Raw genomic sequence first — 26326 nt, forward strand, 5'->3', positions numbered from 1 at the left:
ATATTAGTATATCACCCAACCACACCTCCTGTCAATACCTTTTTCTAATTTTTTTCGATTTTTATTTAATAAAAAACTTGATGCTCTAACCTGTTCTAGTAAAACAGAAATAAAGTCATCAAGTTTGTTCATTACAAAATCGTATTATCTTGAAAATCTTTTAAGTGATTTTTTAAATCTTTAAGCATGGCTCTTCTTCCTTTAAAGCGCTCGTTGCTCATCAACCTCTGATAATTATCCAATCCAACATCATCAAGAGTTCTTTTATAATTGTCAATCGCTTCTCTGAAGGCAACTAACTCATCCAGAAACAATTCTTTTGATTTCAAACGATGTCCAATCTCACTCACTTCTTCATAAGGCTGGCGGTCCAATTTTCGCTTTTGGCTTTCTTGTTTACGAATTTTATCATGTATATGATTTCTGAATTTTGTTTTGAAATAACGATAGAGTTTTTCCTCATCGTTTTCAATTCCTTTTTCTTTAAGCAGAAGTTCGTATAAAACCAACATTCCTTCTTGCTCCCAATCACTATGTTCCCACAAATGAATATAATAGTCTTTCTTACACTTCCAAACTATCCATTTCACCTTCTCATAAGTAGTTCTAAAATCCATAGTTCCTCCTTAAATTTTACTTAGCTTAATTCTACTGTAAATAGAAAGCGAGGTGGGCTTTTTCTTCTAAAAAGCATCTTTTAGGAGCTCTTCTGACTCGAATAACTGTTTTTAAGTCATTTCAGGTACATATTTAGTCATTTGGGAGGATTGTGCGAAGTATAAAAGCAAGAAAAAAATCAAATGCTTACACATTTGATTTTTTAAACCTAGCTCCGCCAGTAGGACTCGAACCTACGACATCATGATTAACAGTCATGCGCTACTACCAACTGAGCTATGGCGGATTATATAGTCCGTACGGGATTCGAACCCGTGTTACCGCCGTGAAAAGGCGGTGTCTTAACCCCTTGACCAACGGACCATTTCTTGTCCTTCTGCAGAACATATTCCATTATATCAGCTTTTCTTCCTTTGTCAATAATTATTTCAGAAAAATAGAAAAAAGTTGGAATTTCTCCAACTTCTTCTACTCGGAATTTTTTTCTTCCATTTTCGTTTTAATTTCATCATAAGAAAGTGCATGAGCTTCTTTGTCTAATTCAAGTTCAGACTCTTCTGGCATTTTGCCAGTTTCATACAATGATTTAATCTGATTGCTATCCAAAGTTTCATATTTAAGAAGCGCTTCAGCAATCAATTTATGAGTTTCACGATGGGACTGAATAATCTCTGCAGCTTTGTTACGTGCTTCATTAAGAAGTTCTCTTACTTCTTCGTCAATCTCATATGCAGTCTGTTCTGAAATTGATTTTTGAGGACTGGCTGCACCAAACATAGCATGGTTTCCTTCGTATTGAACCGGACCAAGTTTTTCGCTCATTCCATATTCCGTTACCATACTGCGGGCCATCTGAGTTGCCTGTTCAAAGTCATTAGAAGCACCCGTTGTCTGCACATTAAATATAATTTCTTCAGCCACACGACCACCCATAAGACCAGCTAATTGCTCTTTCATATCTTCTTTAGATAGAAGCATTTGGTCTTCCTTAGGCAGGGCAATCATATAGCCACCAGCACGTCCACGAGGGACGATAGTTACCTTATGTACGACACGCGCATTTGACAATACCAAACCAACAATAGTATGTCCAGCTTCATGATAAGCAACCATTTGACGATCGCGTTCAGACACCATCTTATCTTTCTTAGAAGGTCCTGCGATTACCCGGTCTTCTGCTTCATCAATATCATCTGCATCAATGACTTTCTTGTTACGACGAGCAGCAACCAAAGCAGCTTCATTCAAAACATTTTCCAAATCAGCACCAACAAAACCTGGTGTCTGCTGAGCAACTAGTTTCAAATCAACATTTTTAGCCAGCGGCTTATTCTTAGCATGAACACGAAGAATGGCTTCCCGACCTTTAACATCAGGACGACCGACCAACACTTTTCTGTCAAAACGGCCAGCACGCAGCAAGGCTGGATCCAATACATCCGAACGGTTAGTAGCCGCAATGATAATGATTCCTTCATTGCCTTCAAAACCATCCATTTCAATCAAGAGCTGATTAAGGGTTTGCTCCCGCTCATCGTTACCACCGCCAAGGCCAACACCACGCTGACGACCGACTGCATCGATTTCATCGATGAAGATAATGGCAGGAGCTGCTTTTTTCGCATCTTCGAACAAAGAACGAACCCGGCTTGCTCCGACCCCAACAAACATTTCTACAAAGTCGGAACCTGAGATACTGAAGAAAGGAACACCTGCTTCTCCAGCAACTGCCTTAGCAAGCAAGGTTTTACCAGTTCCTGGAGGGCCTTCTAGAAGAACACCAGCAGGAATACGAGCACCTAGTTTGGTGTAACGTTTCCGATCTTTCAAAAACTCAACAACTTCTACTAGCTCTTGTTTTTCTTCTTCGGCACCAGCTACATCTGAAAAACGAACCTTAATATCTTCTTTGTTAGCAGCACGCGCCTTATTGCGGCCGAAATTCATGGCACCGCGGGCACCACCGCCTCCACCTTGATTCATCATGGACATAAAGAAGAAGATGACAATCACAAAAGGAACGATGGAAGTAAGGATTGTAATCCACATTCCGCTTGAACTTTCACGCTTTATGCTGATTTCAGTATTATGCTCAGAGGCTAATTTTTGTAAATCAGAAATTGTAATATCTGACGGTAAAATAATACTTGTGAATTTCTCTACTTTAGAAATGTTTGGAGTGAAAAATAAAATCCCTGTATCTTCTTTTGATTCCTGAGGTGTTTTGTAAGTACCTGAAATCTCAACGACGCTGCCATTTGGCTGGTAGCTCATCTCTGTGACATTATTTTCCTTAATTTCCTTCACTAATTCTGTGTAATTGATTTGCTGACTGCGACCGCCAGTATCTCCTGAGAAGAAATACTGAAACCCTGTCACTAGGACAACAATAATCAGAATATAGAGAAATGGATTTTTTATAAAACCATTGTTTTGCTTATTTTTCATCTATTAATAGTAAACCTTTATTTTGTATAAACTTCTTCTTTCAAAATACCAATATATGGAATATTACGATAGTTTTCATTGTAATCTAATCCATATCCAACAACAAATTCATTTGGAATTGTGAAACATGTATAATCTGCATCAATTTCAACAACACGGCCTTCTGGCTTATCCAAAAGTGTAGCAATTTTTACTGATGCAGCATTTCTTTCCTTAAACAAATTGCATAGATTTTTCAAAGTCTGACCAGTATCAATAATATCCTCAACAAATAGGATATCACGTCCTGTGATGTCTTGATCAATGTCCTTAATAACATTAATGACACCTGAGCTAGCAGTACCACCATGGTAGCTGGAGACCAACATAAAATCAAGCTCAATATGTGTGTCAATATGCTTGATTAGCTCAGCCATAAAAGGCACGGAACCTTTTAAAATTCCAACAAAAATTGGATTTTTACCTTGGTAGTCTTTGGTTAATTGCTGACCAAGCTTTTTTGCAGCATCCACGATTTCATCATGGGAAATCAATATTTTTTTGATATCTTGTTCTAGCATAATTTTACCCATCTATTTTCTGAATATAAAGTACAGTACTCATTATATCACTTTTTAATGCCTTACTCAAATCACTGATAGCAATATTTAAGATCGCTAAAATTTGATGATTTTGTTCAACTATTACAGATGAATTCCGTTCTTCAAAGGAAACTTTCTTATCAATAAAAAGACGACGAAGCTTCTTGTGATGACCATTCAGCAAAATACTGTCTCCCTCTTTTCGGAAGCGAAGTGTCAGAGAAGTTTCACGCGAAACAAAAATTTTCTGTATATTTTCACCACTCAAAGGAATCCCGAATGAAAATCGATAATGCCCAAACTCAATCAGATTCTCAAATTCTAACAAAATTGAATCCATTTTTAAATCGGGCTTACGACTGATTTTTCTAATTTCAAAACGCTGGTAATCTTTAACAAGCTCATAGTCTTTTTTCAAAGTATGCTGATAATTAGCCTTAGTCCGCAGGATGTTTAAAACTTCCTCAAACTGCTGCTTGCTCAGATTCAGACCAGGAAAGCTTTCAAGATAGTTCTGCAATAGAAATCGTTGAACCTGAGGGATTTGCTGATGAAAGACTTGGACATTTTCTATATCTAAATCTTTGGTCAAGTGAGACAAAGCGGTATGCCAATCTTCAATTTCCTTTCCTAGATACCGCAAAGAATCCTTAAATTGTGGGTTTTCTTTTTCTAGATTCGGCAGATAAAGATTACGAATTCGATTTCTGAGATAGTCATTTTGAAAATTACTGCTATCTTCAAAATGCTGAATATCTGGAAAGTCTGACTTATGAAAAGTAAGCAAAGGACGAATCAGTTCCCCGCAAGCAAAAGACTGGACAGCTTTCATGCCGGACAGATGACGAAGTCTAGCTCCACGAAGCAGCCGCATAAAAACAGTCTCAGCTTGATCATCTGCGTGGTGGGCAGTTACCAGAGCAGTATAGTGCTCCTCTTGCATCACTTTCCCGAAAAAATCATAACGAAACTGCCGAGCAGCATTTTCTGAAAAATTACCAGAAAAACTTGATGTAAAAATCTTTACACCAAGCTGTTCCGCAATCTTTACTAATGCCTTTTCTTCTTGATCTGATTCTGGCCGCTGTTTGTGATTGACATGAGCAATCGCAAGCTCGATAGCCAGTTCTTTTTGAGAATCAATCAACAGCTGCAGCAGTGTCATAGAATCCAGTCCACCTGATACAGCAACTAAAACTTTTCGATGGTCTTGGAAATACTTTTTCTCCTGCATTTTTTTAAGAAATTCTTGCTTAATCATTTCAGGACTCCATAGACATCGTCTGCTATCTGAGAAATGTTATCGTAGTTTGAATTATTAGTAAAAATGACAATGATAAAAGGGGAATCTGCATAGACAATCGCTGCATCGTGCTTAAAATCATAGGCGTCGCCAATTTTATGAGCCACTTTAGCATCAATATTTTTAGAAATCCGCTGATTATCATAATTTGTCTGAGACAAGGCATCGATAATCATGCCATTTTGCTCATAGATAGCTTCCAAAACATTTCCAGCCATACGTGAAGATGCTTGTCTTTCTTCCACATCCCATTTCTTTCCAGCTATTTTGTTGATCGTCTGCTGAAAATTTTTATCAGATTGATTGGTCGCATAATAGCCTAAAATATTGTGGGCGACATTATCTGATTCTTTGGCCACTCGATTTATCAAATCCTGAACTGAATATTCCTTGTCATCAGCTGACTTAGCAATACTGCCACTTCCTTCTGGTTCGTAAGCACCAGCAAAATCATTAACTGCTCCAATATACTTGAACTTCTGATCTAACGAAAGTTTTTTCTGATTCAGCTGTTCCTGCACATAGTAAAGATAAGGCAGTTTTGTCACACTGGCCGAATACATCTCTTGATCTTGATTGATACCTGCTTCTTTGCCTGTGTCCAGCTGTTTGACATAGATAGAGTAGTCCGCCTTGTTGTACTTACTGCTCAGAATTTCTTGAACCTTGTCCATTCGATTATCAGTTTCATCCAGAAATTCCATAGAAACCCAGCCTTGTCCTTCAATCTGGGCATAAATTCCTTTGACTGTCTGGACAATTTGAATAATGTTTACTTTTGTATATGGAGCTACTGTTGTATTGATTTTTTTAGCTCCGTTGATATTGGCTTTATCATAAAGAGTAAAGCCGGGTTTCAGCCACATTTCTTGATGGATATCTTCGATTGACTGGACAGTATCTTCGTAAATTGTGTTTTTGTCCGCTATCACAAACTGCCCATTTTTCAGCTTGAAAATCGGGACTCCTTCTTCATTTACATAAAATCCTGCTATCTGGATAGGCTGGTCTGGAACTAGCTTTCCAGCAGTCTTCCCCAGAGTAGAATCTGTAAATGTAGGAGTTTCTTCATAAACATTAGGATTTGTCGGGATGCTATCATAATAGCGTCCATACGTAGTGCTTGTAAAATGATATTTTTCTTCCTCGTCTAATACGAAATCTTTTTCGGTACTAATAACTGTGATACTGCTAAATAAAGCTGGCAGCAAAAATATCAGTAACAAAAGCTTACGCATGTTTTCCCCTTTCCTTTTGATTTTCTTGAAGTTTCAAAGCTTGATTTTTTTCAGACAGTTCTTCTAATTTCTCATCTGAAAAGGCCAAGAACTGCTCAATTGTTTTTAGTAAATCTTCCATAACTACTGCGGCAATAAATCTGGGATAGTATAAATGTACTCACCCTCTTTTGAAAAAGAGTATTTAGCGCGTGCATACTTAGCAGCATAGCTATCATCTTTTAACTTTGTTGCTATATCTGATTGATAGACCTTTTCTTCGCTGAGCGTCTGATATTTCTCCTGCAGTTTAGAATACTGTTCACGACGCTGCAGCAAGGTTTGATAACTCTGGTACAAATTATAGGTAGGTAAAATAAATAAGAGGATCACCAAAATCAGAACCCAGCCCATAAAACGGTTGCGTTTCCGCCGTTCCTGATCCACATATCTGCGGCGTTGATTTTCATCTTGAATAAAACGATTATTGAGTTGGACGATATTTTTAGGCATCTTCTTCTATCCTTGTTTCACTGACGATTTCGTACATTTTAGCTGCATCTTCTTTTTTGGTACTATCTTTCATCTCCAGAACCTTTACAGTCAAGAGTTTATTACCAAAGCGTACTTCAACCAAGTCATCCACTTTTAAATCTGTTGAGCTCTTAGCCAAGATACCGTTCACTTTTATCCGGCCCTTGTCAGCTACTTCTTTAGCCACTGGACGTCGCTTGATAATCCGTGACACTTTCAAATATTTATCTAATCTCATCCTATTACCTCAATTTCTCTTAATTTATTATTCTACCATTTTTTGAGAAAAATAGAGCTTAAAAAACCAAACTTCACTGAATTGTAACCTTTATTCTGCCTTGCGCTGTTTAATTTCCAGCATCTTTTCTCCAAAATTAACTAGACCTTCTAAAATCTCATAATCTTTTTTGTTCCTCACATCAAAAATCACTTCAATCAAGCCATTTTTTTCACCAATTCGAGCCTTTAAATTCGTCATCGAAAGTGCTTCAAAATAGTCCTGCGTCAGATAAAGCTGCTGCGAAATTTTCTCAAAATGAATCATTACTGTATTCTGCTGGCGTTCCACTGACTTTACAAAAGCCTGATCTAAATAAGACTTAGCAAGTCCAATCTCCAGTAAGTATGCTACAACATCAGGGTATTCCCCAAAGCGATCAATCAATTCATCTTGCAGATTTTCATAGTTTACACGACTGTCAATCTCACGAATTCTCTTGTAAATTTCAATCTTCTGTCTTTCATCAGAAATATAGTCACTAGGCAGATAGGCATCAATCTGCAGATTAAGTTCTGCATTGCTTTTTTGACGCTTGTTTTCTCTGCCCTGCTTTTTAGCAATGGCTTCTTCTAGAAGCTGTGAGTACATCTCAAAACCAACAGAATCAATAAAACCAGATTGCATACTTCCTAGAATATTGCCAGCCCCTCGAATAGACAAATCTCGCATAGCAATCTTAAATCCAGAACCTAACTCTGTAAATCCTTTAATGGCCTCTAGACGCTTTTCAGAAACTTCTGTCAGAATTTTATCTGGTCTGTACATTAGATAAGCATAAGCAATCCGATTGCTGCGGCCAACCCGTCCACGAAGTTGATACAAGGTTGACAGCCCCATATGGTCAGCATTTTCTACAAACAAAGTATTGGCATTTGGTATATCAACTCCAGTTTCAATAATGGTAGTGGTCACCAAAATATCATATTCTCCATTGATGAAATCCAGTAAAGTATTTTCTAAACGAATCTCACTCATTTGGCCATGAACATAGCCTATAGAAGCTTCTGGGATTAACTCTCTTAACTCTGAAACTTTCCGTTCAATTGTGTCAACCTTATTGTAAAGGTAGTAAACCTGTCCACCTCGGTCTATTTCGCGTAAGACAGCTTCTCGAATCACTGTAGGATTGCTTTCTAAAACATAAGTCTGAACAGGATAGCGATTGGTTGGCGGGGTCTCAATGACTGACAAATCGCGGATACCCAGCATAGACATATGCAGAGTTCGAGGAATAGGAGTTGCTGTCAAGGTTAGGACATCAACTTTCTTTTTCAATTCCTTTAATGTTTCCTTGTGCTTAACTCCAAAACGCTGCTCTTCATCAATGATTATTAAACCTAAATCTGCAAATTCTACATCTTTGGATAAGAGTCGGTGGGTTCCAATGATAATGTCAACTTGTCCCTTCTGCAGCTTCTCCAGAGTCTGTTTTTGTTCTGCCTTACTCCTGAAACGGCTGAGTACCTCAACATTGACCGCAAAATCATTAAAGCGTTCTTTAAAGTTAGTATAGTGCTGCTGGGCTAAAACCGTTGTTGGCACTAATACAGCTACTTGTTTATGATTATTGACAGCCTTAAAAGCAGCCCGCATAGCTACTTCTGTTTTCCCAAAGCCTACATCACCAACTAAGAGGCGATCCATCGGACGACTGCTTTCCATATCCTTCTTCACTTCCTGAATACTTCTTAGCTGATCCTCTGTTTCAACATAAGGAAAATCATTATCAAATTCCTCTTGATTGGAATCATCCACTGAGAAAGCAAAGCCTTTTAGCTGGCTGCGTTCAGCATATAATTTAATCAAATCATCCGCAATATCCTGAACCTGATGCTGAACTTTTTGCTTATTCTTCTGGAAACGACCGTCATTTAGCTTATTTACCTTAGGTGTTTTTCCATCGCTGGCAACATACTTTGATAGGAGATCAATCTGGTCAACTGGAATCGAAATACGATCAGAATTTTGATATTGAATCGTCAGATAATCACGGTGAACACCAGATATTTCAATCGTTTCTATTCCCAGATAACGTCCTATTCCATGGATATTATGGACAACGTAATCTCCTTTTTCTAGCTCATTATAATCTTTCAGTCGTTCAGCATTTGAGATATTCTGACGTCGGATTTTTCGTTTTATTTTCTTATGAATAATTTCGTACTCTGTAATAAGAACAATTTTCTCATCTACGAAATTAAAGCCCTGAACAAGATTTCCTTCTATAAGCTGAACTGCATTTTTGTGAATCTCAGCCTCTTTTATATAGTCTAAATGAATATCATATTCCTGTAAATTTTTATGTAAACTTTGTAAACCTACAGAAGAATTTGCTTGTAAGATTATTGTATAGCCAGATTTTTTATAACGATTAATTTCTTCCTTGAGCAAGGGAAACTGACTGAAAAATTCTTGCATTGGGTACTGATTGAATTGATACAAAGTATCAAATTTCAGATTTCCCAAACCTTTTTGAAAGCTTGAAAAGAAGGTTGCTGGTTTATATTGACGATAATCTTGGTACTTATCTGCAAAATATTTCTGACTTGATGAAGCTTTACAACTTTGTAAATTATCTGTCAATAAGCTAGCTGTTTCCAGTTCAAATTGAGCGTGTCGATCCACAATTTTTTGAAAATCATCAAAAAACACAGGGCTATGAACAGGCAAATAGTCTAAAATAGTCCATTCTTTCTGATAAAAATAAGAAAGGAATTTACGAATATCCGCATGATGAAACTCCTGTTTGGCACTGATTAGTAACTCTTCTAAGTAAGATTTCAAAGCAGGATCAACAGCTTTTTCTAAAATAGCTTCCAGATTTTCTCGTCCTCGAGCATAATCTTTCTCAGAAAGCAGGATATCAGAAGCAGGTTTAATTAAAATACTTTCTATGTTCTCAATTGAAGTTTGATTTTCTGGATTGAAAATCCGAATACCATCAATTTCATCGCCAAAAAACTCCAGTCGATAGGGAGACTCTGCTGAGCGCTCAAAAATGTCTAAGATATCTCCTCTTAGACTATATTCTCCCTGACTCAAAACTTGAGACACCTTCTTGTATCCTGATCTTAACAACATTTTTACAAGATTATTTAGGTCATATTCTTGTCCAACTGTCAAATTTATGTTGATTGTTTTAAAATCAATTGGATTAGGCAAGAGTAATTTGCTAGCTGCGACATTAGTAACTAGAATTCCAGACTTTTGATAATCTATTAAAAAGTTCAGAGCATCTAATCTGGAAAATATTTTTTCCTGTGAGGCAAAAACAAATTCTGCTATAGGAGTATCATCTGCTAAGAAAGTATAGACCTTCTCTTCTCCCAACAAAGAAATCAAATCACTAGCCAAACGATCTGCTTCATTTTGACTAGAAGTCAGCGCAAGGATTTTATCCGCTTCTTCTAATCCAGCCACTATAGTAATCGCTTTTGTTGATGCAGACAATCCCATTATCAACTGTCTGCTGCTTTTATGGAGATTTTTCTTCCAATCTGAAATTTGCTGGTTTTGACAAAATAAGTCAATCAGGTTCATTTTATTATCCATTGTATTTCTGCATTGTTTGTTCAAAATTGCCTGACTGTAAATAATAATTTACAGCATTGTCAACCTTATCAAGAGTATTCAGAATCGTTATATAATCATCTTTATCGAATTTTCCTATAACATGGTGAACCACTGTCACACCTTCTTTAGGACGTCCAATACCTATCTTTATCCGTTTAAATTCTTGACTTCCAATATGTTTGATAATAGATTTAATGCCGTTATGGCCGCCAGCTGAACCCTTGCTGCGCAAACGAATTTTACCAACTTCCATATCCAAATCATCATAGATGACCAATAAATCCTCTATATCTAAACCATAGTATGCCAGTAAAGCTTGAACGGCCTTTCCGCTCTCATTCATAAATGTAGTTGGTTTGACAAAATAGACTTTTTCACCATTCAGAAAAGTAGAAGCAATATCTGCTTGAAAGATTTTATCAGCTGTAAATTTTAAATCAAGATCTTTACAGATCTTGTCAACTAGCATAAAACCAACATTATGTTTGGTTTCAATATATTTTTCTCCTGGATTTCCCAGACCGACTATTAACTTTACCATTTTTCTCCTTTATAAAAGCCAAAAGGGCTGGAAAAAAATTTCCAACCTAGAATTTTTAGACTTTACAAATACTTTACACATTAAATCTAAATTCCATAATATCGCCATCCTGAACGATATATTCTTTTCCTTCTTCGCGCAAACGTCCAGCTTCTTTAACTGCTTTTTCGCTGCCATAGTACACTAAGTCATCATAAGACATAGTCACTGCTCGAATAAAGCCTTTTTCAAAGTCTGAGTGAATAATGCCAGCTGCTTGAGGAGCTTTCATTCCACGCTTAAAGGTCCAGGCACGCACTTCTTTTTCACCAGCTGTAAAGTAGGTTCCAAGTCCCAACAGATGATAAGCTGCTCTGGTCAGTTTATCCACACCTGATTCTGTCAAGCCGATAGCTTCCAGAAATTCTGACTTATCCTCATCGTCCAATTCAGAAATTTCTTCCTCTGCACGCGCTGAAATGACAACAACTTCAGCATTTTCTGTAGTTGCAAATTCACGAATCTGTTTCACATAGTCAATATTATCTGGATCAGCCACCTCATCTTCACTGACATTGGCTACATATAGAACTGGCTTAGTCGTTAAGAGAAAGAGCCCTTTGACAATTTTTTGCTCTTCTTCTGTGAATTCAATTGTACGAGCTGATAGACCATCTTCTAGGACAGGCTTAATTTTCTGTAAAACATTAAATTCTGCTACTGAATCCTTATCTTTTTGAGTACGAGCCATCTTCTCTACACGTGTATAGCGTTTGTTAATACTTTCTAAGTCTGCTAAAATCAATTCTAGATTAATGGTCTCAATATCAGCCATTGGATCTACAAATTCAGACTCACGGCCCTGTTCCCGCATGACATTTTCATCATCAAAGGCACGTACTACGTGGACGATAGCATCTACTTCACGGATATTGGCCAAGAATTTATTTCCTAGTCCTTCTCCTTTTGAAGCACCTTTCACAATTCCAGCAATATCAGTAAATTCGAAGGTTGTTGGAACTTTCTTCTGTGGTTTGATGAGTTCTGTTAATTTATCCAAACGAGCATCCGGAACTTCTACCCGCCCGACATTTGGATCAATTGTCGCAAAAGGGTAATTAGCTGCTTCTGCACCTGCTTTTGTAATTGCATTAAATAAAGTTGACTTACCAACATTGGGTAAACCAACGATTCCTGCTGTCAAAGCCATTCTTATCTTCTCCATTCATCTTTTCAATCCAAACCATTATACCATAAATCCTTATCCTAAACAGCGGATTTTAGTTATTTTTTCTAGCTTTCTTTACAGAAGTGTAAAATAAACTGAAGATAAAAATGATATAATATAGCTATTATTCTTACTAAAGGAGTTCCACATGAAAAAGAATACTTCTAAAACACTTTTTCTTTCCTTCCTTGCGTTTACTACTTTGTTTATTTTAACTGCCTGTAACAGTCCTAAAAAAGCTTATTTCCAACTGATTGACCAAAATACTAAGAAAAATAGTCGCATCACCTATGAATACAAAAATGATGAACTTCTTATACAACAAATAAACAATACTTTCTACTATGAACCAATTGGCTTGACAAAAGACACGGCTAAAGAGCAGACAGAAGCCTACGCTAAATCTATCAAAGATGTCAAAGGGTTGACTCATGAAATTGATTACAAAGATGAATATTTGACCGAAAAAATTACAATTGATTTTAGAAAAGCTGACATTGAAGAGCTACAAAGAAAACATCTTCTTCAAATATCAAGTAATCAAAAATTAAGTTACATAAGTTATAAAGAAAGCGCTAAAATACTTGAGAAAAAAGGCTATAAAGAAGTTAAAGACGGTAAATTTGAAGAACTTAAATAAAAGCAAAATGGATAGGACTTAAAAAGTCTTATCCATTTTTGATTGAAAAATTAAATCTAAATCTGATCTTCAGCAATGCAACTTAGTTTTCCACAATAGCATTTACGATGAGTTTTCGTCTAATCAATTATTTTCTTCATTTTTCTTTCAAAATCGTGACGACTCATCATCACAAGATGTTCACAATTGGTGCAACGGATTTTGATATCTGCACCAACCCTTGTGATTTCCCAGCGATTCGCCTTTTTCCCAGTCGCTTTAATGGTGCAGGCATGTGGCTTTTTCATTTCTACAAAATGACCAATTTCATACATTTTCTTTCTCCTTTCAAAGAACTATCATTGTCCAGGAAGAAATATTAAGCATCTATCATACTTTGTAAATGAAAAGAGCTTAGGACCAAGAATTAAAAATCTGTAACTTTGCCCACTGCTTTTCATCTTAATTAGTTCTAACAGGTGTAATCAGCTGAATAAAGTTTTCTGTGTCTTCACTCGGTACCAAGGTGAAAGGACGAACGGATGAGATAAAACTAATCGTTACTTTTTCACTGTCAATAGCCTTCAAAGCATCAATCAAATAAGTTGGATTAAAGCTAATGGTCAAATCTTCGCCAGTTACACTTTCTGTATCAATTTCTTCGTTAACACGGCCGACCTCTGGTGAATTTACATGGGCACTGACAATGCCGTCTGCAATCTCCAATTTAACTGTTCCATTCTGTGTGGCATTAGACAAGAGACGAGCGCGTTCCATAGCTGCACGCAAATCAGAAGTATTAAAAGTAAGGACACTCGTAAATTCAGTTGGAATCAGACGATCTGTATCTGGATAATTTCCTTCCAAGAGACGGGTGTAGAAGCTGATATTTTCGCTTCTGAAAAGAATTTGATTATTAGCAAAGAAAACCTCTACCGTTTCAATTTCATCGGTAAAAACAGCCGTAAATTCCCGTAAAGAACGACTTGGAATAACTACGTCGAAATTATCTCCATTTTTTTCCAGAGTGATTTTCTTTTGACTCATTCTGTGGGAGTCTGTTGCAACTGTTTTCAAAGAACGGTTATCTGTCAAAACAAAGTGAACACCAGTTAAAATTGGACGGCTTTCCTGAACACTGGCTGCAAAGGCTGTTTCGTTAATGACATCTTTAAGAATTTTTGTTTCAAGAACCAAGGGATTGCTGGCAGAAATTTCCTGGATTCGTGGATACTGGTCAGCGTCTTTTCCTTTCAGGGTAATCTCTGATTTGCCGCTAGTCAAGACGATTTGTTTTTGTTCAATTTCTTTAAAATCCAAAATAATATCTGGCAGACTGGAAACAACATTGATAAAGAAAGTCGCTTCTAATAAAATTGAACCGGTTGAGTTGACAAGCAAGCCTGCATTTTCATTTTGAGTAGAAATAAAGTTTTCAATCGACACTTGGCCATTGGAGCCGATTAAGGTGATTCCTTCTTGGGTAACATCGATTTTTACAGTAGAAAGAATAGGAATTGCATTTTTATGACTGATAGCCCTTTTAGTGGTATTTAACGCTTGTAAGAAGAGATTTTTATTAATAGAAAAATGAATCATGGGATCTCCTTTTTATTTATTTATGATTATAAGATTAATAGTAATAGTAGTTTATGTGAATTATGTGGAAAAATAGCTTCGTCCTTATTCTAACAAGTTTTGAGACTTGTTCACAAAGTGTGGATAAGTTTTGAAAAAATTCTGTAGTTTTCCACACGCTATTTAATTTTATTCTTGATGCTTTCAATTTCTAAACGCAAATTGTCGTCTGATTCAATCATAGTTTTGATTTTTCCATGTGCATGGATAACGGTCGTATGATCTTTTCCGCCAAATTCACGACCAATTTTAGGCAGACTGTTGTCAGTCAGCTCACGAGTCAGATACATAGCTACCTGTCTAGCTAAAACGATATTTTGTACTCGACGGCTGCCTTTCATCTCTTTGACACTAACACCATAGAATTTCCCAACTTCAGACTGAATCTTATCAATCGGGATAACTGTTACCTGGCTTGAATCCTGCTTGCGTGCTCGAATAGCTTCCGCGGCGATATCAATAGTAATTTCTTTCAGATGACGAACTCTAGCGATGAGACTGATGTCATTCAAAGCACCTTCTAAGTCGCGGACATTGGAGTCGAACTGTCCTGCAAGGTATTCTAAGGTATCATTCGGGAAAATATAATCCAAATCTTCTATTTTGTTTCGCAGAATTGCAATTCGTGTTTCAAAATCTGGCGGTGTAATATTCTGAGTTAATCCCCATTTAAAACGTGTCACTAAGCGTTCTTCCAAATTGTCCAGATGATCAGGACTGCGGTCGCTGGTTAAAACAATCTGTTTATTTTCTCCGTGAAGAGCATTGAAAGTGTTGAAAAATTCTTCCTGAGTTGAAACTTTTTTTCCTCCCAAAGATTGAATGTCATCAATCAGCAGAAGATCTAGACTACGATAGATTTTTTTAAAGCTATCCATCTCTCCCAATCTTAAATGTTCGAGGAAGTCGTTAATAAAGGTTTCAGCTGGTATATACTTGACACGCGCATCTGGAATATTTTCTAAAATTTGATTGCCAATAGCATTTAATAAATGAGTTTTGCCCAAGCCAGGGCCTCCATAGATAAAAAGAGGATTATAGGTTGTGGCTAGATTCTCAGATACCGCCAAGGCAGCGGCTTTAGCCCAGATATTTCCGTCTCCCTGAACAAAATTATCAAAGGTATATTTTGACTTTAAGCCAGTATCAATAGGTGGCAAGCTTGGCTGAACAGTGCTGATTTGAGGACTGGTTACTGCAGATTTCGGAGTTTCAGTGTTAGTTTCTTCTTCAAAAATATATTTTCCAGCAATCTGATCATTGAAAATTTCAAATCCTGCAGTAAGAATAACTCCTACTAAGTTTTGCTCCCAAAATAGTTGTTTCACCGGACTATCCAGGAAAATAACAGCTTGTTTTTCTTCAACTTTGACAAGCTTGGCTTCAGCAACAAAGAAATCATAAGTTGTCTGTTTTAGCTGAGCATGAGCCAATTCTAAAATACGATTCCAAAAGTCCTGTTCTTTGGTCATAACTTCCCTCCTTTTCTATAATTTTCTGATTCATACGCATCTTATTTTATCATAAAGGTTCAAAGTTTTCCACAAGAACTAGAAAAGAATTCACATTGTTAGCTGAAGTTATCCACAGAATGTGAATAAAGCTATAATTTCTTATTCTAATAGGCTTCCTAATTGATTTAACAGTGGATAATCTTGTTATTTTTAAAAAAGAAAATAACAGTTTTATTTAAAACTGTTTATAATTCTTTGATATTCTTCTTCGCTTTCAAAAGGAATAATCAGCTTTCCTTTACTTTGGCTTTTTAACTGAATAGAAACTTCCAGACCGAGAATTTTTTTAATTTTTTCCTCTTCAGATTTAGCGAACAGTTCCTTGTTAGGTTTCTTTTTGAGACTCTTTTTTTGCTGGAGAAGCTTTTCAACTGCTCGAACCGATAAATCTTCTTGACAGATCTTTTCCAGCCATAGTAACTGTTCTTCTTCTTTTAAGGGGACCAGTAGGCGAGCATGTCCTTGAGAAATCTCTTCTTCCTTGATAGCTTGACGAACTTCTTTAGCCAGCTGTAAAAGTCTGACAATATTGCTGATATAGGGTCTAGATTTTCCCATGATTTTAGCAATTTCATCATGTGTCAAGCCTTTGTCAATCAAATTTTGATAAGACTCAGCCTCTTCTATAGGATTCAAGTCTTCTCTTTGAAGATTTTCGATAATGGCTTGTTTCAGCATGTCATCATCAGATAATTCTTTGACGACAGCTGGGATCGTTTCTAGGCCAAGAAAAGAGGCAGCTCTAAATCTCCGTTCTCCTGCTAAAATTTCATAACCAAAAAGTGAAGATTTCCGAAGAATGATTGGCTGAATGAGACCATTTTCTTTGATTGATGCTGCTAATTCTTCAATCTTTTTTTGTGAAAATTGTTTACGAGGCTGATAAGGATTGGTTCGAATGTCTTTAAGTGCAATATATTGAAAGTTTTCCATTTGTATATAGAATAACACACCTTTACGATTGTGTAAAGGTGTGTTGACAATCTTGTAAATAAGTTAATTTGAGCTTAGCTCTTTTGTTGATTTAGTGAGTTTGATTTTGACTGTTTGAGATTTACCATCTCGATAATAAGTAATCTCTACCTCATCTCCAATGCTGTGCTTGTAGAGAGCAGACTGAAGGTCACTAGTGGATTCCACATCTGTATTATCTACTTTTGTAATGATATCATTTTTTTGAAGCTTGCCATCAGCAGGCATTCCTTGCTGAACAGAGCGAACAAGAATACCTGATTTCACTGAAGCAGGAAGATTTAATTTAGAAAAATCAGAAGTTGTCAGATTAGATAAATCCATCATTTGAATTCCTAAAGCAGGACGTGTGACTGTTCCATTTTTCTCAAGTTGATTGATAATATTTACGACATCATTAGATGGAATCGCAAATCCCATCCCTTCAACAGAGGTTTGACCATTTGTTGAAATTTTACTTGAAGTAATCCCAATAACTTGTCCTTGGATGTTAATCAATGGGCCGCCAGAGTTACCAGGATTAATTGCAGCATCTGTTTGTAGTGCAGTTGTTGAAATATTTTCTCCATTTTCAGATTGTAACGTAACGTTTCTGCCTAAACTAGAAATAATTCCTTGTGTGACAGAGTTAGCGTATTCTGTTCCAAGAGGACTTCCGATAGCGATAGCTGTCTCACCAACTGTCAGAGAACCAGAATCTCCAAATTCTGCGACATCAGTTACTTTTTCAGAGCTAATTTTAACAACAGAGATATCTGAATAAACATCTGATCCAACTACTTCACCTGGAACCTTGTTTCCATCAGCTAACAAGATATCTACATTGGTTGATCCGTTAAGAACGTGGGTGTTGGTTACCAGATAGGCTGATTTTCCGTCTTTTTTATAAATTACGCCAGAACCTTCACTGGAGATTTGTGATTCATCGTTGGAAGATTCATCGTTGATAACGCTGCTGGAAGCTTCAGCATAAGTAATTACTGAAACAACGGCATTTTGAACCTTTTTCACAGCTTCTGAAATGTCAGTAGAGTTTTTATATGAAGTAGTTACACTGGTTGTTGAATTTCCATTCATTTTTACACGTGAAGTTAATAATGTAGTAACATAATTTCCTAAACTTCCGCCGATAAAACCTACAATTAATACTGCAAAAAGCAATAAAGCCTTTTTAATGGCATTTGAAGAGTTTTTCATGTTTTCCTCCTTGAATTACAATTGATGAAATTATATTTAGACAAACTTAATTATAACTTAAATCCTCTAAGTTTTCCACACCTTGTGGAAAACTTAGAAAAACTGTTGATAGGCATTAGAAAATACACAGATTAGCCAATTCCCAGATAAATTTTACTTGTTAATAAAGTGTGAAGTATAGATGAATATGATAGAATAAACTTATGAAAATAAAACTTGTAACAGTTGGAAAACTGAAAGAAAAATATTTAAAGGATGGAATTGCTGAATACATGAAGCGTCTCAATCGATTCTGCAAGGTGGAAATTGTTGAGTTAGCGGATGAAAAAACACCTGATAAAGCTAGTGATTTAGAAAATCAGCAGATTCTTGAAAAAGAAGGAAATAAAATTCTGGCTAAAATCAATGAGCGTGAATTTGTTATCGCTTTGGCAATTGAAGGAAAGCAATTTCCGTCAGAAAAGTTTAGTAAGCTCATGATGGATACTACAGTGCGTGGTTTTTCTGATATCACTTTTGTTATCGGAGGAAGTTTAGGTTTATCTCCTACAGTAAAAAAACGGGCAAATCTTCTGATGAGTTTTGGCAAATTAACGCTACCTCATCAACTGATGCGCCTTGTTTTAATAGAGCAGATCTATCGAGCTTTTATGATTCAGCAGGGGAGTCCTTATCATAAGTAATCTTGACGGCAACCCTATTTTCTGATAGAATGAGATGGTATTGGTCTCATAGCTCAGCTGGATAGAGCATTCGCCTTCTAAGCGAACGGTCGCAGGTTCGAATCCTGCTGAGATCAGAAAGGTAAAAAATGCGAAGTATTTTACAATATTTCGTGTTTTTTTCTTCTATTTTTTTGGTATAATGTCATTTTGGGGATAAAAAATGACATTTCAGGGAAAATTGTCACTAACTCTTTCTATTTTTCTATAATGATAAATGTAAGGTGACTTACAAGATAAAAAGATAGGAGATAGTTATGAAAATCTATTCTTTTCAAATTGCTGCAAATAGCAATTCACTTGTTCAAACCTTTTGGGATTTAAGAGGTGTTCCAAATCCATGGGATTGGATTTTTGGAAGATAAGAATTTTAAAAGTTTAGGGGAGAAATTTATGTCACTTGAAATAATCGGATTAATTATTCATCCTTTTATTAATGTAACTGCATTTTTAGTGATTTTATCAAAAATCACTAAAATTAAGCATACTCGCTTTTTTGTAGCTGTTTGCTTTGGTCTTGAGATTATAATTCCGTTTATAATTGCTTTTTTAGGGCATGTGTTTTCATTTGAAATCACATTTCCATCTTATACGCTGTCATTTTTTCTCCCTCTATTTATAGTTTGGTATTTTTGTAGAGTTGAAAAAATTAAAAAATATCAATCTTTCTTACTTTCCTTCTTTTTATGTCTGTCAATTGATAGTTCTACTACTTTCTTTTCAGTTATTATTTCATCTGTTTTAGGAGATGATTTTGTAGCTCAGTACATGGGCTTGTTTCTGACATGTATCAACTTAATATCCTTGTTCTTTATGGTAAAGGTTATTGATATTTTTGATTTCAGAATAGATTATCTTAAAAGAAGTTTCTTTAAATCTCAGATTCTGATGATTAGTAGTTTATATGCAATGAATTGGCTGATTTTAAATCTCTCTCACTGGATTAGTAATATAAAGCATTTCAACAGTTTTAGCAGTATGATTGCTACTATTTGTTTCTTGGCCTTTCTTTCTACCTTGGTGACATTCAAGGACAGCCGTGAGAAATACGAGAAAGAAGAGCGTTTGCGTCAAAAAGAATCTGAACAGCTTCGACTTCAGGAATATACTGATGAAATTGTGAGATTGTACTATGAAATCAAAGGATTTCGTCATGATTATGCTAGCATGTTGACGAGTATGCAAGTGGCTATTCAAACTGGAGATATCAAGGAAATTGAGCACATTTATCAAGAGGTCTTGGCTGATGCAAATTTGAACCTGCGTTCAGATAAATATACAGTTTTTGATTTGAATAATGTAGGAGATTCAGCTTTAAGAAGTGTCATGACTGAGACAATCTTTCAAGCGCGTGAACATCAGATTCAGCTGACTTTTGAAGTTAAGGATAAAGTGGAACGCCTTCCAATCAAGTTGTTAGATCTTGTGAGAATTGCTAGTATTTTATTAAATAATGCTATTGAGAGTGCCATTGACAGCCTGGAAAAAATTGTCCATGTTTCTCTGGTTCAACTGAATGATAGAACCATTTTTGTTGTTCAAAATTCTCGTAAAGAAGGAAAATTGGATTTGGAAGAACTCTATCAGCCGGAATTTTCAACTAAAGGAGAAAATAGAGGCTACGGATTGAATAACATCAAGGAAATTTTAGATAGGTATGAATTTATCACCCTTGATACACAAATTGAGCCAAGCAATTTTACACAGATTTTAACAATTAGGAGATAGAATTTATGAAAGTGTTAGTTTTAGAGGATACCGTATCTCATCAAGTCAGGATGGAAACGACATTAGCAGAAATTGCTGAGGAACTTGGAATTGACATCCAGGTTCAGGTTACAGGAAAAATCAAAGAATTCAAAAAATATATTGAAAATGGAGACGTTAACCAGCTTTATTTTTTGGATATTGACATTAAGGGGGAGGAAACAAAGGGGCTGGAAGTAGCTCAATTTATCCGTCATCATAATCCTTATGCCATTATAGTTTTTGTAACCTCAAAATCTGAATTTGCTATTATGACTTTTAAATATAAAGTATCAGCACTTGATTTTATTGATAAAGATATCAACAATGATGCTTTTAAAAATAGAATCAAAGACAGTATTCTTTACACTAAGAGTACACTAATTGAAAATACTAATATGGTAGATTATTTTGAATATAGTTATCGTGGCAATGATGTTCGAATGCCTTATAACGATATTTTGTATATCGAAACGACAGGGAGCTCTCATAAACTTCGGATTGTCGGTAAAAATTTTCTCAAGGAGTTTTATGGAACGATAACAGATATTCAAGAAAAAGATCAGCAATCTAAACGATTTTTTTCACCACATAAATCTTATCTGGTTAATATTGGCAACATTGTTGATTATGACAAGAAAAATAGAGAAATTATTTTTTACGAAAATCATCGCTGTCCGGTCACTCGTTTAAGAGTGAAGTATCTGAAAGATATTTTCGAAAATAAAGGGAAAAGAGTTGACAAAGCTTAAAAACCTGATATAATGGAATATGTTCTGAAAGAGAGCATACCATATGGTCCGTTGGTCAAGGGGTTAAGACACCGCCTTTTCACGGCGGTAACACGGGTTCGAATCCCGTACGGACTATATAATCCGCCATAGCTCAGTTGGTAGTAGCGCATGACTGTTAATCATGATGTCGTAGGTTCGAGTCCTACTGCCGGAGCTAGAGACACTCCTAGTGAGTGTTTTTTTATTGTTCAAAAAAAAGGCCTTCACTAGCATTTTAATGAAGAGCCTTATTTTTTATATTGGTAAGTAGCTGTTTTTTTTGATATATTTACATTCTCTGTTGCTTCCTACGTAGAAAATTATAGCAAACAAATAAGATTATGCCAGATATGAAGGCAATGCTACCTTCTTTCAGTCCATTAGGAATGAAAGTGAGAACAACATTTCCTTCTCCTTTTTTCACATCCAATTTCATAAAGCCGTTTTGAGCTCGTTTTAGTGTGACAGGCTTCCCGTTAAGAGTGGCTGACCATCCCTTATCATAAGGAATGGTAAAGAATAATGAAGTATCCTTTTCCGCTCTATAGTTTGTTTTTACTGTGTTTAAATCAGTAGTTGTGGAAACGGGCTGTTCTTTTAATTTTTGAATGACATTTTGATATTGCTCAGTATTAACGGCAAAAAATTCTGGTGTATCAAATGAAACTGTTGAATTGTCTGGGAATGTAAAGCGAATAGATACTGTTTGACTTTGACTGAAATGGCCAGCATTAAAGAAAGGAAAAACATTATTAGTTGTATAACGTTCTGTAAAGTTATTGACAGTAATGTCAACATCTGTCTGATCATCATTACTAAAATCAATCCCAGCAACATTAACATATAGTTGACTGTTAGCAGGTACATTGACAGTATAGATTACACTAGCAAAGCTTGTATTATGTTCTCTGTCAACATCCACTGTCACTCTGTTACCAATTTGTTTGACATTTTCATTAGTAGTTATAGCATCTACTTTATCATAATATTTAAAATCAAAGCCAGTCAACTGATTTAAAAATTCTGTTTGATTATCTAGGGTCAAATTTGTAAACTTGACATCATGGTAAACATCATTGGTCAGAAAAGCTAAACCAAGAGCAGCATCATTTTGGTAGAGAGACATTTCTTTTTCAGTTTTCTCAGGAAGAAAACCAAATTTTTGAGGATCTGTTTCAGATAGATTGTAGCGAACACCAAAAATACTGTCCATTAAAATACTGTTGTTTTGATAACGTAGATTCAGATTTGTTCCTGCTGATTTAAAACCAAGTTTATCTAAAGTAGAACTTGCCTGAGTATTTCGAACAGATGAGAACTGGGAAATTCCATTGTAGTTGAATTTCATACTGTCATTTCCTGTTTGTGGATTCAATCTTTCAGTTCTAAAAAAGTCAATATTTTCCTTTTTGGAATAATTGACAAGCTTGTCAATCTCGTCAAGGTGACTAGCATAAGATAAACGAGTGGCAAATACCCATTCTTTAGCAATTCCTCCAACTTGATAATAGGAATTAAGCGACAGTTCAAAAGTAACAAAGAAGAGCAAGACAGGGAGAATGATTTTTGGTTGAATAGAAGATTTTGCTAAGATAAAACTAATCAAGAGATAGGCCAGAAGAAATTCTAATGTTAGAATATAATTCTCAGGACCCAAAAAGTCATAATGTTTTCTTTGAATAAAAGTAATAATAAATCCAAGGCTGAGCAAAGTGAAACTAATGGCAACATTCATTAATTTCACGTCTTTCCAACGATTTAAAGTCTCAGCAGCCATATAGATAACTACCAGAGAAAATAGCCAAGAATAACGGTGAAGAAACATGTTCGGAGCATGCATTCCCTGCCAAAGTAAGTCTAAATATTGAAGATAGAAACTAGCTATGAAAATTGCAAGGAGTAAAAAGTAGCAAAGTTTCACGTGAAACTTAACAGATTTTAAGGTGAAAAATAAGATAGCCAAAATCAAGGGGAAGGTGCCGACATAAATCATAGGGATAGAACCATACTTGGTTGTATCAAAACTGCCAATAAAATTTTTAGCAAACACATCTAAGAACCAACTTTTTTCTGTTAGCAAAGAAGAAACTTTTGTTAATGTTTCACCATGAGTGCTTATGTCTAAGTAAGTTGGCAGAATCATGATTAGGCTAGTCAGACCTGCTAAAGCAGATACGACTGTAAAGTCAAGTAAACTTTTAATTCTATTTTTGAAATCCCAAGATAATTGAAGAAGGTACCAAAAGACCAAAAAGATTGCCATCATATATCCAAAATAATAATTTTGGATGAAGAGAATTGACAGTGTTGTAAAGTATAGTACTCTTCCTTTTCCAGTTATCAACCTATGTAAACCTAGAATAATTAAAGGTGTAAGGATAAACACATCCAACCAGGTTTTAATTTCCAATTGACTGACTGAAAAACTCATTAAAGAAAATGAGGTTGAAAGAGTGATGATGAGTAAATCTGGAATCTTTTTAAATATTCCTTTGATACTGATAAAGGTAGAGAGTCCAATTAATCCAAACTTAATTAAGGTAAATAGATAGACGGCATCTGGCATTGATTTCAAATCAAAGAAATAAACTAAGGGAGATAAGAAGCTACCTAAATAATAACTGGATAAAGCATAGAAATTCTGCCCAAGTCCACTGGAGAAAGTATAGAAAATACTATCTGTGCCATGAAGGATATTTCTTAGGTTAGTGTCAAAAATGACATACTGATGAAAGCCGTCACCAAGCAAGGGAGACGTTTCGCTATTCCAGTAAATTCCGTACATCAAGTAGACAAAGAACATGATGAAAAATGGAAGAAAGAAGGCGCAAAAATAAGGCCAATTTTTTTTAAAATATTCTTTAATGTGATTCATATTTCTTATATAGAAAGAGGCAGAAACGTTGTTTCATGCCTCTGTAAAGCTTTGTAAACGTAAATTGACAAGGGATTAATCTTTCCAAAGTTCTTTGACTTTTGCCTGAACTTCCTGATTTTCCAAGAATTCATCATAGGTTTCGTCAATGCGGTCAATGACACCATTTTTAGACAGGACAATGATATGGTTGGCTAAGGTTTGAATAAATTCATGGTCATGACTGGCAAAAATAATGGATCCTCTGAAGTTTTTCAATCCATCATTTAAGCTGGAGATTGATTCCAAATCTAAGTGATTGGTTGGATCGTCCAAGACTAAAACGTTGGATTTAAGCAACATCAACTTAGATAACATAACCCGAACTTTTTCTCCTCCTGACAAGACATTGACAGACTTGTTAACCTCATCCCCAGAGAAAAGCATGCGTCCAAGGAATCCTCGAAGGAAGGTGTTGTCATCCTCTTCTTTACTAGCAAATTGACGCAACCAGTCAAGGATTGATTCACCACTAGCAAAGTCACGAGAATTATCTTTTGGCAAGTAAGATTGACTGGTTGTGACACCCCACTTGACAGTTCCTTCATACTCAATATCACCCATCAAGGCACGAATCAAAGCTGTTGTTTGGATATCGTTTTGGCCAATCAAAGCTGTTTTATCACCAGGACGTAAAATGAAGTTAATATTATCAAGAATAGTTTCTCCGTCTATCTTGACAGAAAGGTTTTCCACTGTCAAGAGATCATTACCGATTTCACGTTCTGCTTTAAAGCTGATAAATGGGTATTTACGGCTAGATGGAACAATTTCTTCTAACTCAATCTTGTCAAGCATCTTTTTACGAGAAGTTGCTTGTTTTGATTTTGAAGCATTGGCAGAAAAGCGAGCAACAAATTCTTGAAGTTGCTTGATTTTTTCTTCTGCTTTGGCATTTCGGTCAGCGAGCAGCTTAGCCGCAAGTTCACTTGATTCTTTCCAGAAATCATAGTTTCCGACATAGAGTTTGATTTTTCCAAAGTCAAGGTCGGCCATATGAGTGCAGACTTTATTCAGAAAGTGACGGTCGTGGGATACAACAATAACTGTATTGTCAAAATCGATAAGAAAGTCTTCCAACCAAGTAATAGACTGAATATCCAAACCGTTAGTTGGCTCGTCCAGTAGTAAGACATCAGGTTTACCAAAAAGGGCTTTGGCTAAGAGTACTTTAACCTTGTCTCCGTTAGAGAGCTCGCTCATATTTTGGTAGTGAAGATCTTCCGGAATATTGAGATTTTGCAATAATTGAGAGGCTTCACTTTCAGCTTCCCAGCCACCTAGTTCAGCAAACTCTCCCTCAAGCTCGGCCGCGCGTACACCATCTTCATCAGAAAAATCAGGCTTCATATAAATAGCATCTTTTTCTTTCATGATGTTGTAGAGATGCTCATTTCCCATGATTACAACATCAATAGCCCGTTCTTCTTCATAGTCAAAGTGGTTCTGGCGAAGGACTGAAAGACGTTCATTTGGTCCTAGAGAGATGTGGCCTGTTGTTGGCTCGATATCACCAGCTAAAATTTTTAAAAAGGTTGATTTTCCAGCGCCGTTAGCTCCAATCAATCCATAAGTATTTCCTTCTGTAAATTTGATGTTGACCTCATCAAACAATTTTCGGTCACTGAAACGCAGTGATACGTCTGATACTGTAAGCAATGTCTTTCTCCTATATATATAATCTTCTTCATTTTACTAGAAAACAGAACTTTTTTCAAATAATTCTGAGATAAAAAGTAAAAAACGAAGCCAAAAGAAAAAAGGAGAATAGAATGAACTAAGACTTTTAGGTTTTCCAGCCAGAATAGTTCGTCAATTAAGTTTACAAATACTGTAAAGGTATGTCAATTAAGCTGTAAAAACTGGAATTTTTGCTTTTTTCTAGAAACTTCTTTCTCATTTTCATTGAAAATGATATAATGAACTCAT

23 protein-coding genes and 5 tRNA genes are annotated in these 26326 nt (G+C 35.9%); 8 read left to right on the top strand and 20 right to left on the bottom strand.

Going from position 1 to position 26326, the window contains the following annotated elements; all coding sequences use genetic code 11:
- Positions 1 to 131: 131 nt before the first annotated feature.
- The 13 genes from RP262_RS09480 to ychF form a co-directional block, all read right to left on the bottom strand.
- A complete protein-coding gene (locus tag RP262_RS09480) occupies positions 132 to 617 on the bottom strand; it encodes a sigma-70 family RNA polymerase sigma factor (protein WP_002894314.1) in 486 nt (161 codons plus the stop codon).
- A gap of 213 nt (positions 618 to 830) precedes the next feature.
- Positions 831 to 904, bottom strand: a tRNA-Asn gene (locus RP262_RS09485).
- A gap of 5 nt (positions 905 to 909) precedes the next feature.
- Positions 910 to 981, bottom strand: a tRNA-Glu gene (locus RP262_RS09490).
- A 105-nt stretch (positions 982 to 1086) separates the two neighbouring features.
- Complete coding sequence (ftsH, locus tag RP262_RS09495) at positions 1087 to 3066, bottom strand: ATP-dependent zinc metalloprotease FtsH (protein WP_293835302.1); 1980 nt, start codon at positions 3064 to 3066, stop codon at positions 1087 to 1089.
- A 17-nt stretch (positions 3067 to 3083) separates the two neighbouring features.
- Positions 3084 to 3626: a hypoxanthine phosphoribosyltransferase gene (gene hpt, locus RP262_RS09500; RefSeq protein WP_032908267.1), complete on the bottom strand. Its 543-nt coding sequence runs from the start codon at positions 3624 to 3626 to the stop codon at positions 3084 to 3086.
- Positions 3627 to 3630: 4 nt separating this feature from the next.
- A complete protein-coding gene (gene tilS / locus RP262_RS09505) occupies positions 3631 to 4908 on the bottom strand; it encodes a tRNA lysidine(34) synthetase TilS (RefSeq protein WP_311154991.1) in 1278 nt (425 codons plus the stop codon).
- Positions 4905 to 6188 (bottom strand): serine hydrolase, encoded by a 1284-nt coding sequence (locus RP262_RS09510; RefSeq protein ID WP_311154992.1) that lies wholly within the window; start codon positions 6186 to 6188, stop codon positions 4905 to 4907. Before RP262_RS09510 ends, tilS begins: the two co-directional genes overlap by 4 nt.
- Entirely contained in the window at positions 6181 to 6309 is a 129-nt protein-coding gene (locus RP262_RS09515; RefSeq protein ID WP_002916259.1) for an SP_0009 family protein, read from the bottom strand. Before RP262_RS09515 ends, RP262_RS09510 begins: the two co-directional genes overlap by 8 nt.
- Positions 6310 to 6311: 2 nt before the next feature.
- Positions 6312 to 6680, bottom strand: coding sequence for a septum formation initiator family protein (locus RP262_RS09520; protein WP_002899511.1), 369 nt, complete (start codon positions 6678 to 6680; stop codon positions 6312 to 6314).
- Positions 6673 to 6939: an RNA-binding S4 domain-containing protein gene (locus RP262_RS09525; protein ID WP_002894302.1), complete on the bottom strand. Its 267-nt coding sequence runs from the start codon at positions 6937 to 6939 to the stop codon at positions 6673 to 6675. The genes RP262_RS09520 and RP262_RS09525 overlap by 8 nt, the downstream gene beginning before the upstream one ends.
- 90 nt (positions 6940 to 7029) lie before the next feature.
- The gene (gene mfd / locus RP262_RS09530) at positions 7030 to 10533 is read right to left on the bottom strand and encodes a transcription-repair coupling factor (RefSeq protein WP_311154993.1); all 3504 of its coding nucleotides are present in this window, start codon (positions 10531 to 10533) and stop codon (positions 7030 to 7032) included.
- A complete protein-coding gene (gene pth / locus RP262_RS09535) occupies positions 10526 to 11095 on the bottom strand; it encodes an aminoacyl-tRNA hydrolase (protein WP_268682480.1) in 570 nt (189 codons plus the stop codon). Before pth ends, mfd begins: the two co-directional genes overlap by 8 nt.
- A 73-nt stretch (positions 11096 to 11168) precedes the next feature.
- Positions 11169 to 12284 carry a redox-regulated ATPase YchF gene (gene ychF / locus RP262_RS09540; protein ID WP_268682489.1) on the bottom strand — a complete coding sequence of 372 codons (1116 nt, stop codon included), beginning with the start codon at positions 12282 to 12284 and terminating at the stop codon, positions 11169 to 11171.
- Positions 12285 to 12450: 166 nt separating this feature from the next.
- Between ychF and RP262_RS09545 the strand changes: the two genes are divergently transcribed.
- Positions 12451 to 12942 (top strand): DUF1307 domain-containing protein, encoded by a 492-nt coding sequence (locus tag RP262_RS09545; RefSeq protein WP_009659537.1) that lies wholly within the window; start codon positions 12451 to 12453, stop codon positions 12940 to 12942.
- 119 nt (positions 12943 to 13061) lie between these two features.
- Here the strand turns inward: RP262_RS09545 and RP262_RS09550 are convergent, their stop codons facing one another.
- From RP262_RS09550 to RP262_RS09570, 5 genes are all read right to left on the bottom strand, one after another.
- Entirely contained in the window at positions 13062 to 13256 is a 195-nt protein-coding gene (locus tag RP262_RS09550) for a DUF951 domain-containing protein (RefSeq protein WP_002894296.1), read from the bottom strand.
- A 127-nt stretch (positions 13257 to 13383) separates the two neighbouring features.
- Complete coding sequence (gene dnaN / locus RP262_RS09555; protein WP_268682479.1) at positions 13384 to 14520, bottom strand: DNA polymerase III subunit beta; 1137 nt, start codon at positions 14518 to 14520, stop codon at positions 13384 to 13386.
- 158 nt (positions 14521 to 14678) lie between these two features.
- Positions 14679 to 16031, bottom strand: a complete 1353-nt coding sequence (dnaA, locus tag RP262_RS09560) for a chromosomal replication initiator protein DnaA (protein ID WP_009659520.1) — start codon at positions 16029 to 16031, stop codon at positions 14679 to 14681.
- Between the two features lie 213 nt (positions 16032 to 16244).
- Positions 16245 to 17006 carry a ParB/RepB/Spo0J family partition protein gene (locus tag RP262_RS09565; protein WP_311154994.1) on the bottom strand — a complete coding sequence of 254 codons (762 nt, stop codon included), beginning with the start codon at positions 17004 to 17006 and terminating at the stop codon, positions 16245 to 16247.
- A gap of 63 nt (positions 17007 to 17069) precedes the next feature.
- Complete coding sequence (locus tag RP262_RS09570) at positions 17070 to 18242, bottom strand: trypsin-like peptidase domain-containing protein (protein ID WP_311154995.1); 1173 nt, start codon at positions 18240 to 18242, stop codon at positions 17070 to 17072.
- Positions 18243 to 18445: 203 nt separating this feature from the next.
- Here RP262_RS09570 and rlmH point away from each other — a divergent pair, with 203 nt between their 5' ends.
- From rlmH to RP262_RS09605, 7 genes are all read left to right on the top strand, one after another.
- Positions 18446 to 18925 (top strand): 23S rRNA (pseudouridine(1915)-N(3))-methyltransferase RlmH, encoded by a 480-nt coding sequence (gene rlmH, locus RP262_RS09575; RefSeq protein ID WP_311154996.1) that lies wholly within the window; start codon positions 18446 to 18448, stop codon positions 18923 to 18925.
- Between the two features lie 42 nt (positions 18926 to 18967).
- Positions 18968 to 19041 (top strand) — tRNA-Arg (locus RP262_RS09580).
- A 180-nt stretch (positions 19042 to 19221) separates the two neighbouring features.
- Positions 19222 to 19329 (top strand): competence protein, encoded by a 108-nt coding sequence (locus RP262_RS09585; RefSeq protein ID WP_311154997.1) that lies wholly within the window; start codon positions 19222 to 19224, stop codon positions 19327 to 19329.
- Between the two features lie 28 nt (positions 19330 to 19357).
- Positions 19358 to 20692: a competence system sensor histidine kinase ComD gene (comD, locus tag RP262_RS09590; protein WP_311154998.1), complete on the top strand. Its 1335-nt coding sequence runs from the start codon at positions 19358 to 19360 to the stop codon at positions 20690 to 20692.
- A gap of 5 nt (positions 20693 to 20697) precedes the next feature.
- Positions 20698 to 21462 carry a competence system response regulator transcription factor ComE gene (gene comE / locus RP262_RS09595; RefSeq protein WP_311154999.1) on the top strand — a complete coding sequence of 255 codons (765 nt, stop codon included), beginning with the start codon at positions 20698 to 20700 and terminating at the stop codon, positions 21460 to 21462.
- A gap of 45 nt (positions 21463 to 21507) precedes the next feature.
- Positions 21508 to 21579 (top strand) — tRNA-Glu (locus RP262_RS09600).
- Positions 21580 to 21584: 5 nt separating this feature from the next.
- Positions 21585 to 21658: transfer RNA gene (locus RP262_RS09605), tRNA-Asn, on the top strand.
- A 114-nt stretch (positions 21659 to 21772) separates the two neighbouring features.
- On the opposite strand, the gene RP262_RS09610 is transcribed toward RP262_RS09605, so the two are convergent.
- Complete coding sequence (locus RP262_RS09610; protein ID WP_311155000.1) at positions 21773 to 24358, bottom strand: YfhO family protein; 2586 nt, start codon at positions 24356 to 24358, stop codon at positions 21773 to 21775.
- Positions 24359 to 24433: 75 nt separating this feature from the next.
- Positions 24434 to 26056 (bottom strand): ATP-binding cassette domain-containing protein, encoded by a 1623-nt coding sequence (locus RP262_RS09615; RefSeq protein WP_311155001.1) that lies wholly within the window; start codon positions 26054 to 26056, stop codon positions 24434 to 24436.
- Positions 26057 to 26326: the final 270 nt, after the last annotated feature.

Source organism: uncultured Streptococcus sp. (genome assembly GCF_963456385.1).
Taxonomy (GTDB): domain Bacteria; phylum Bacillota; class Bacilli; order Lactobacillales; family Streptococcaceae; genus Streptococcus.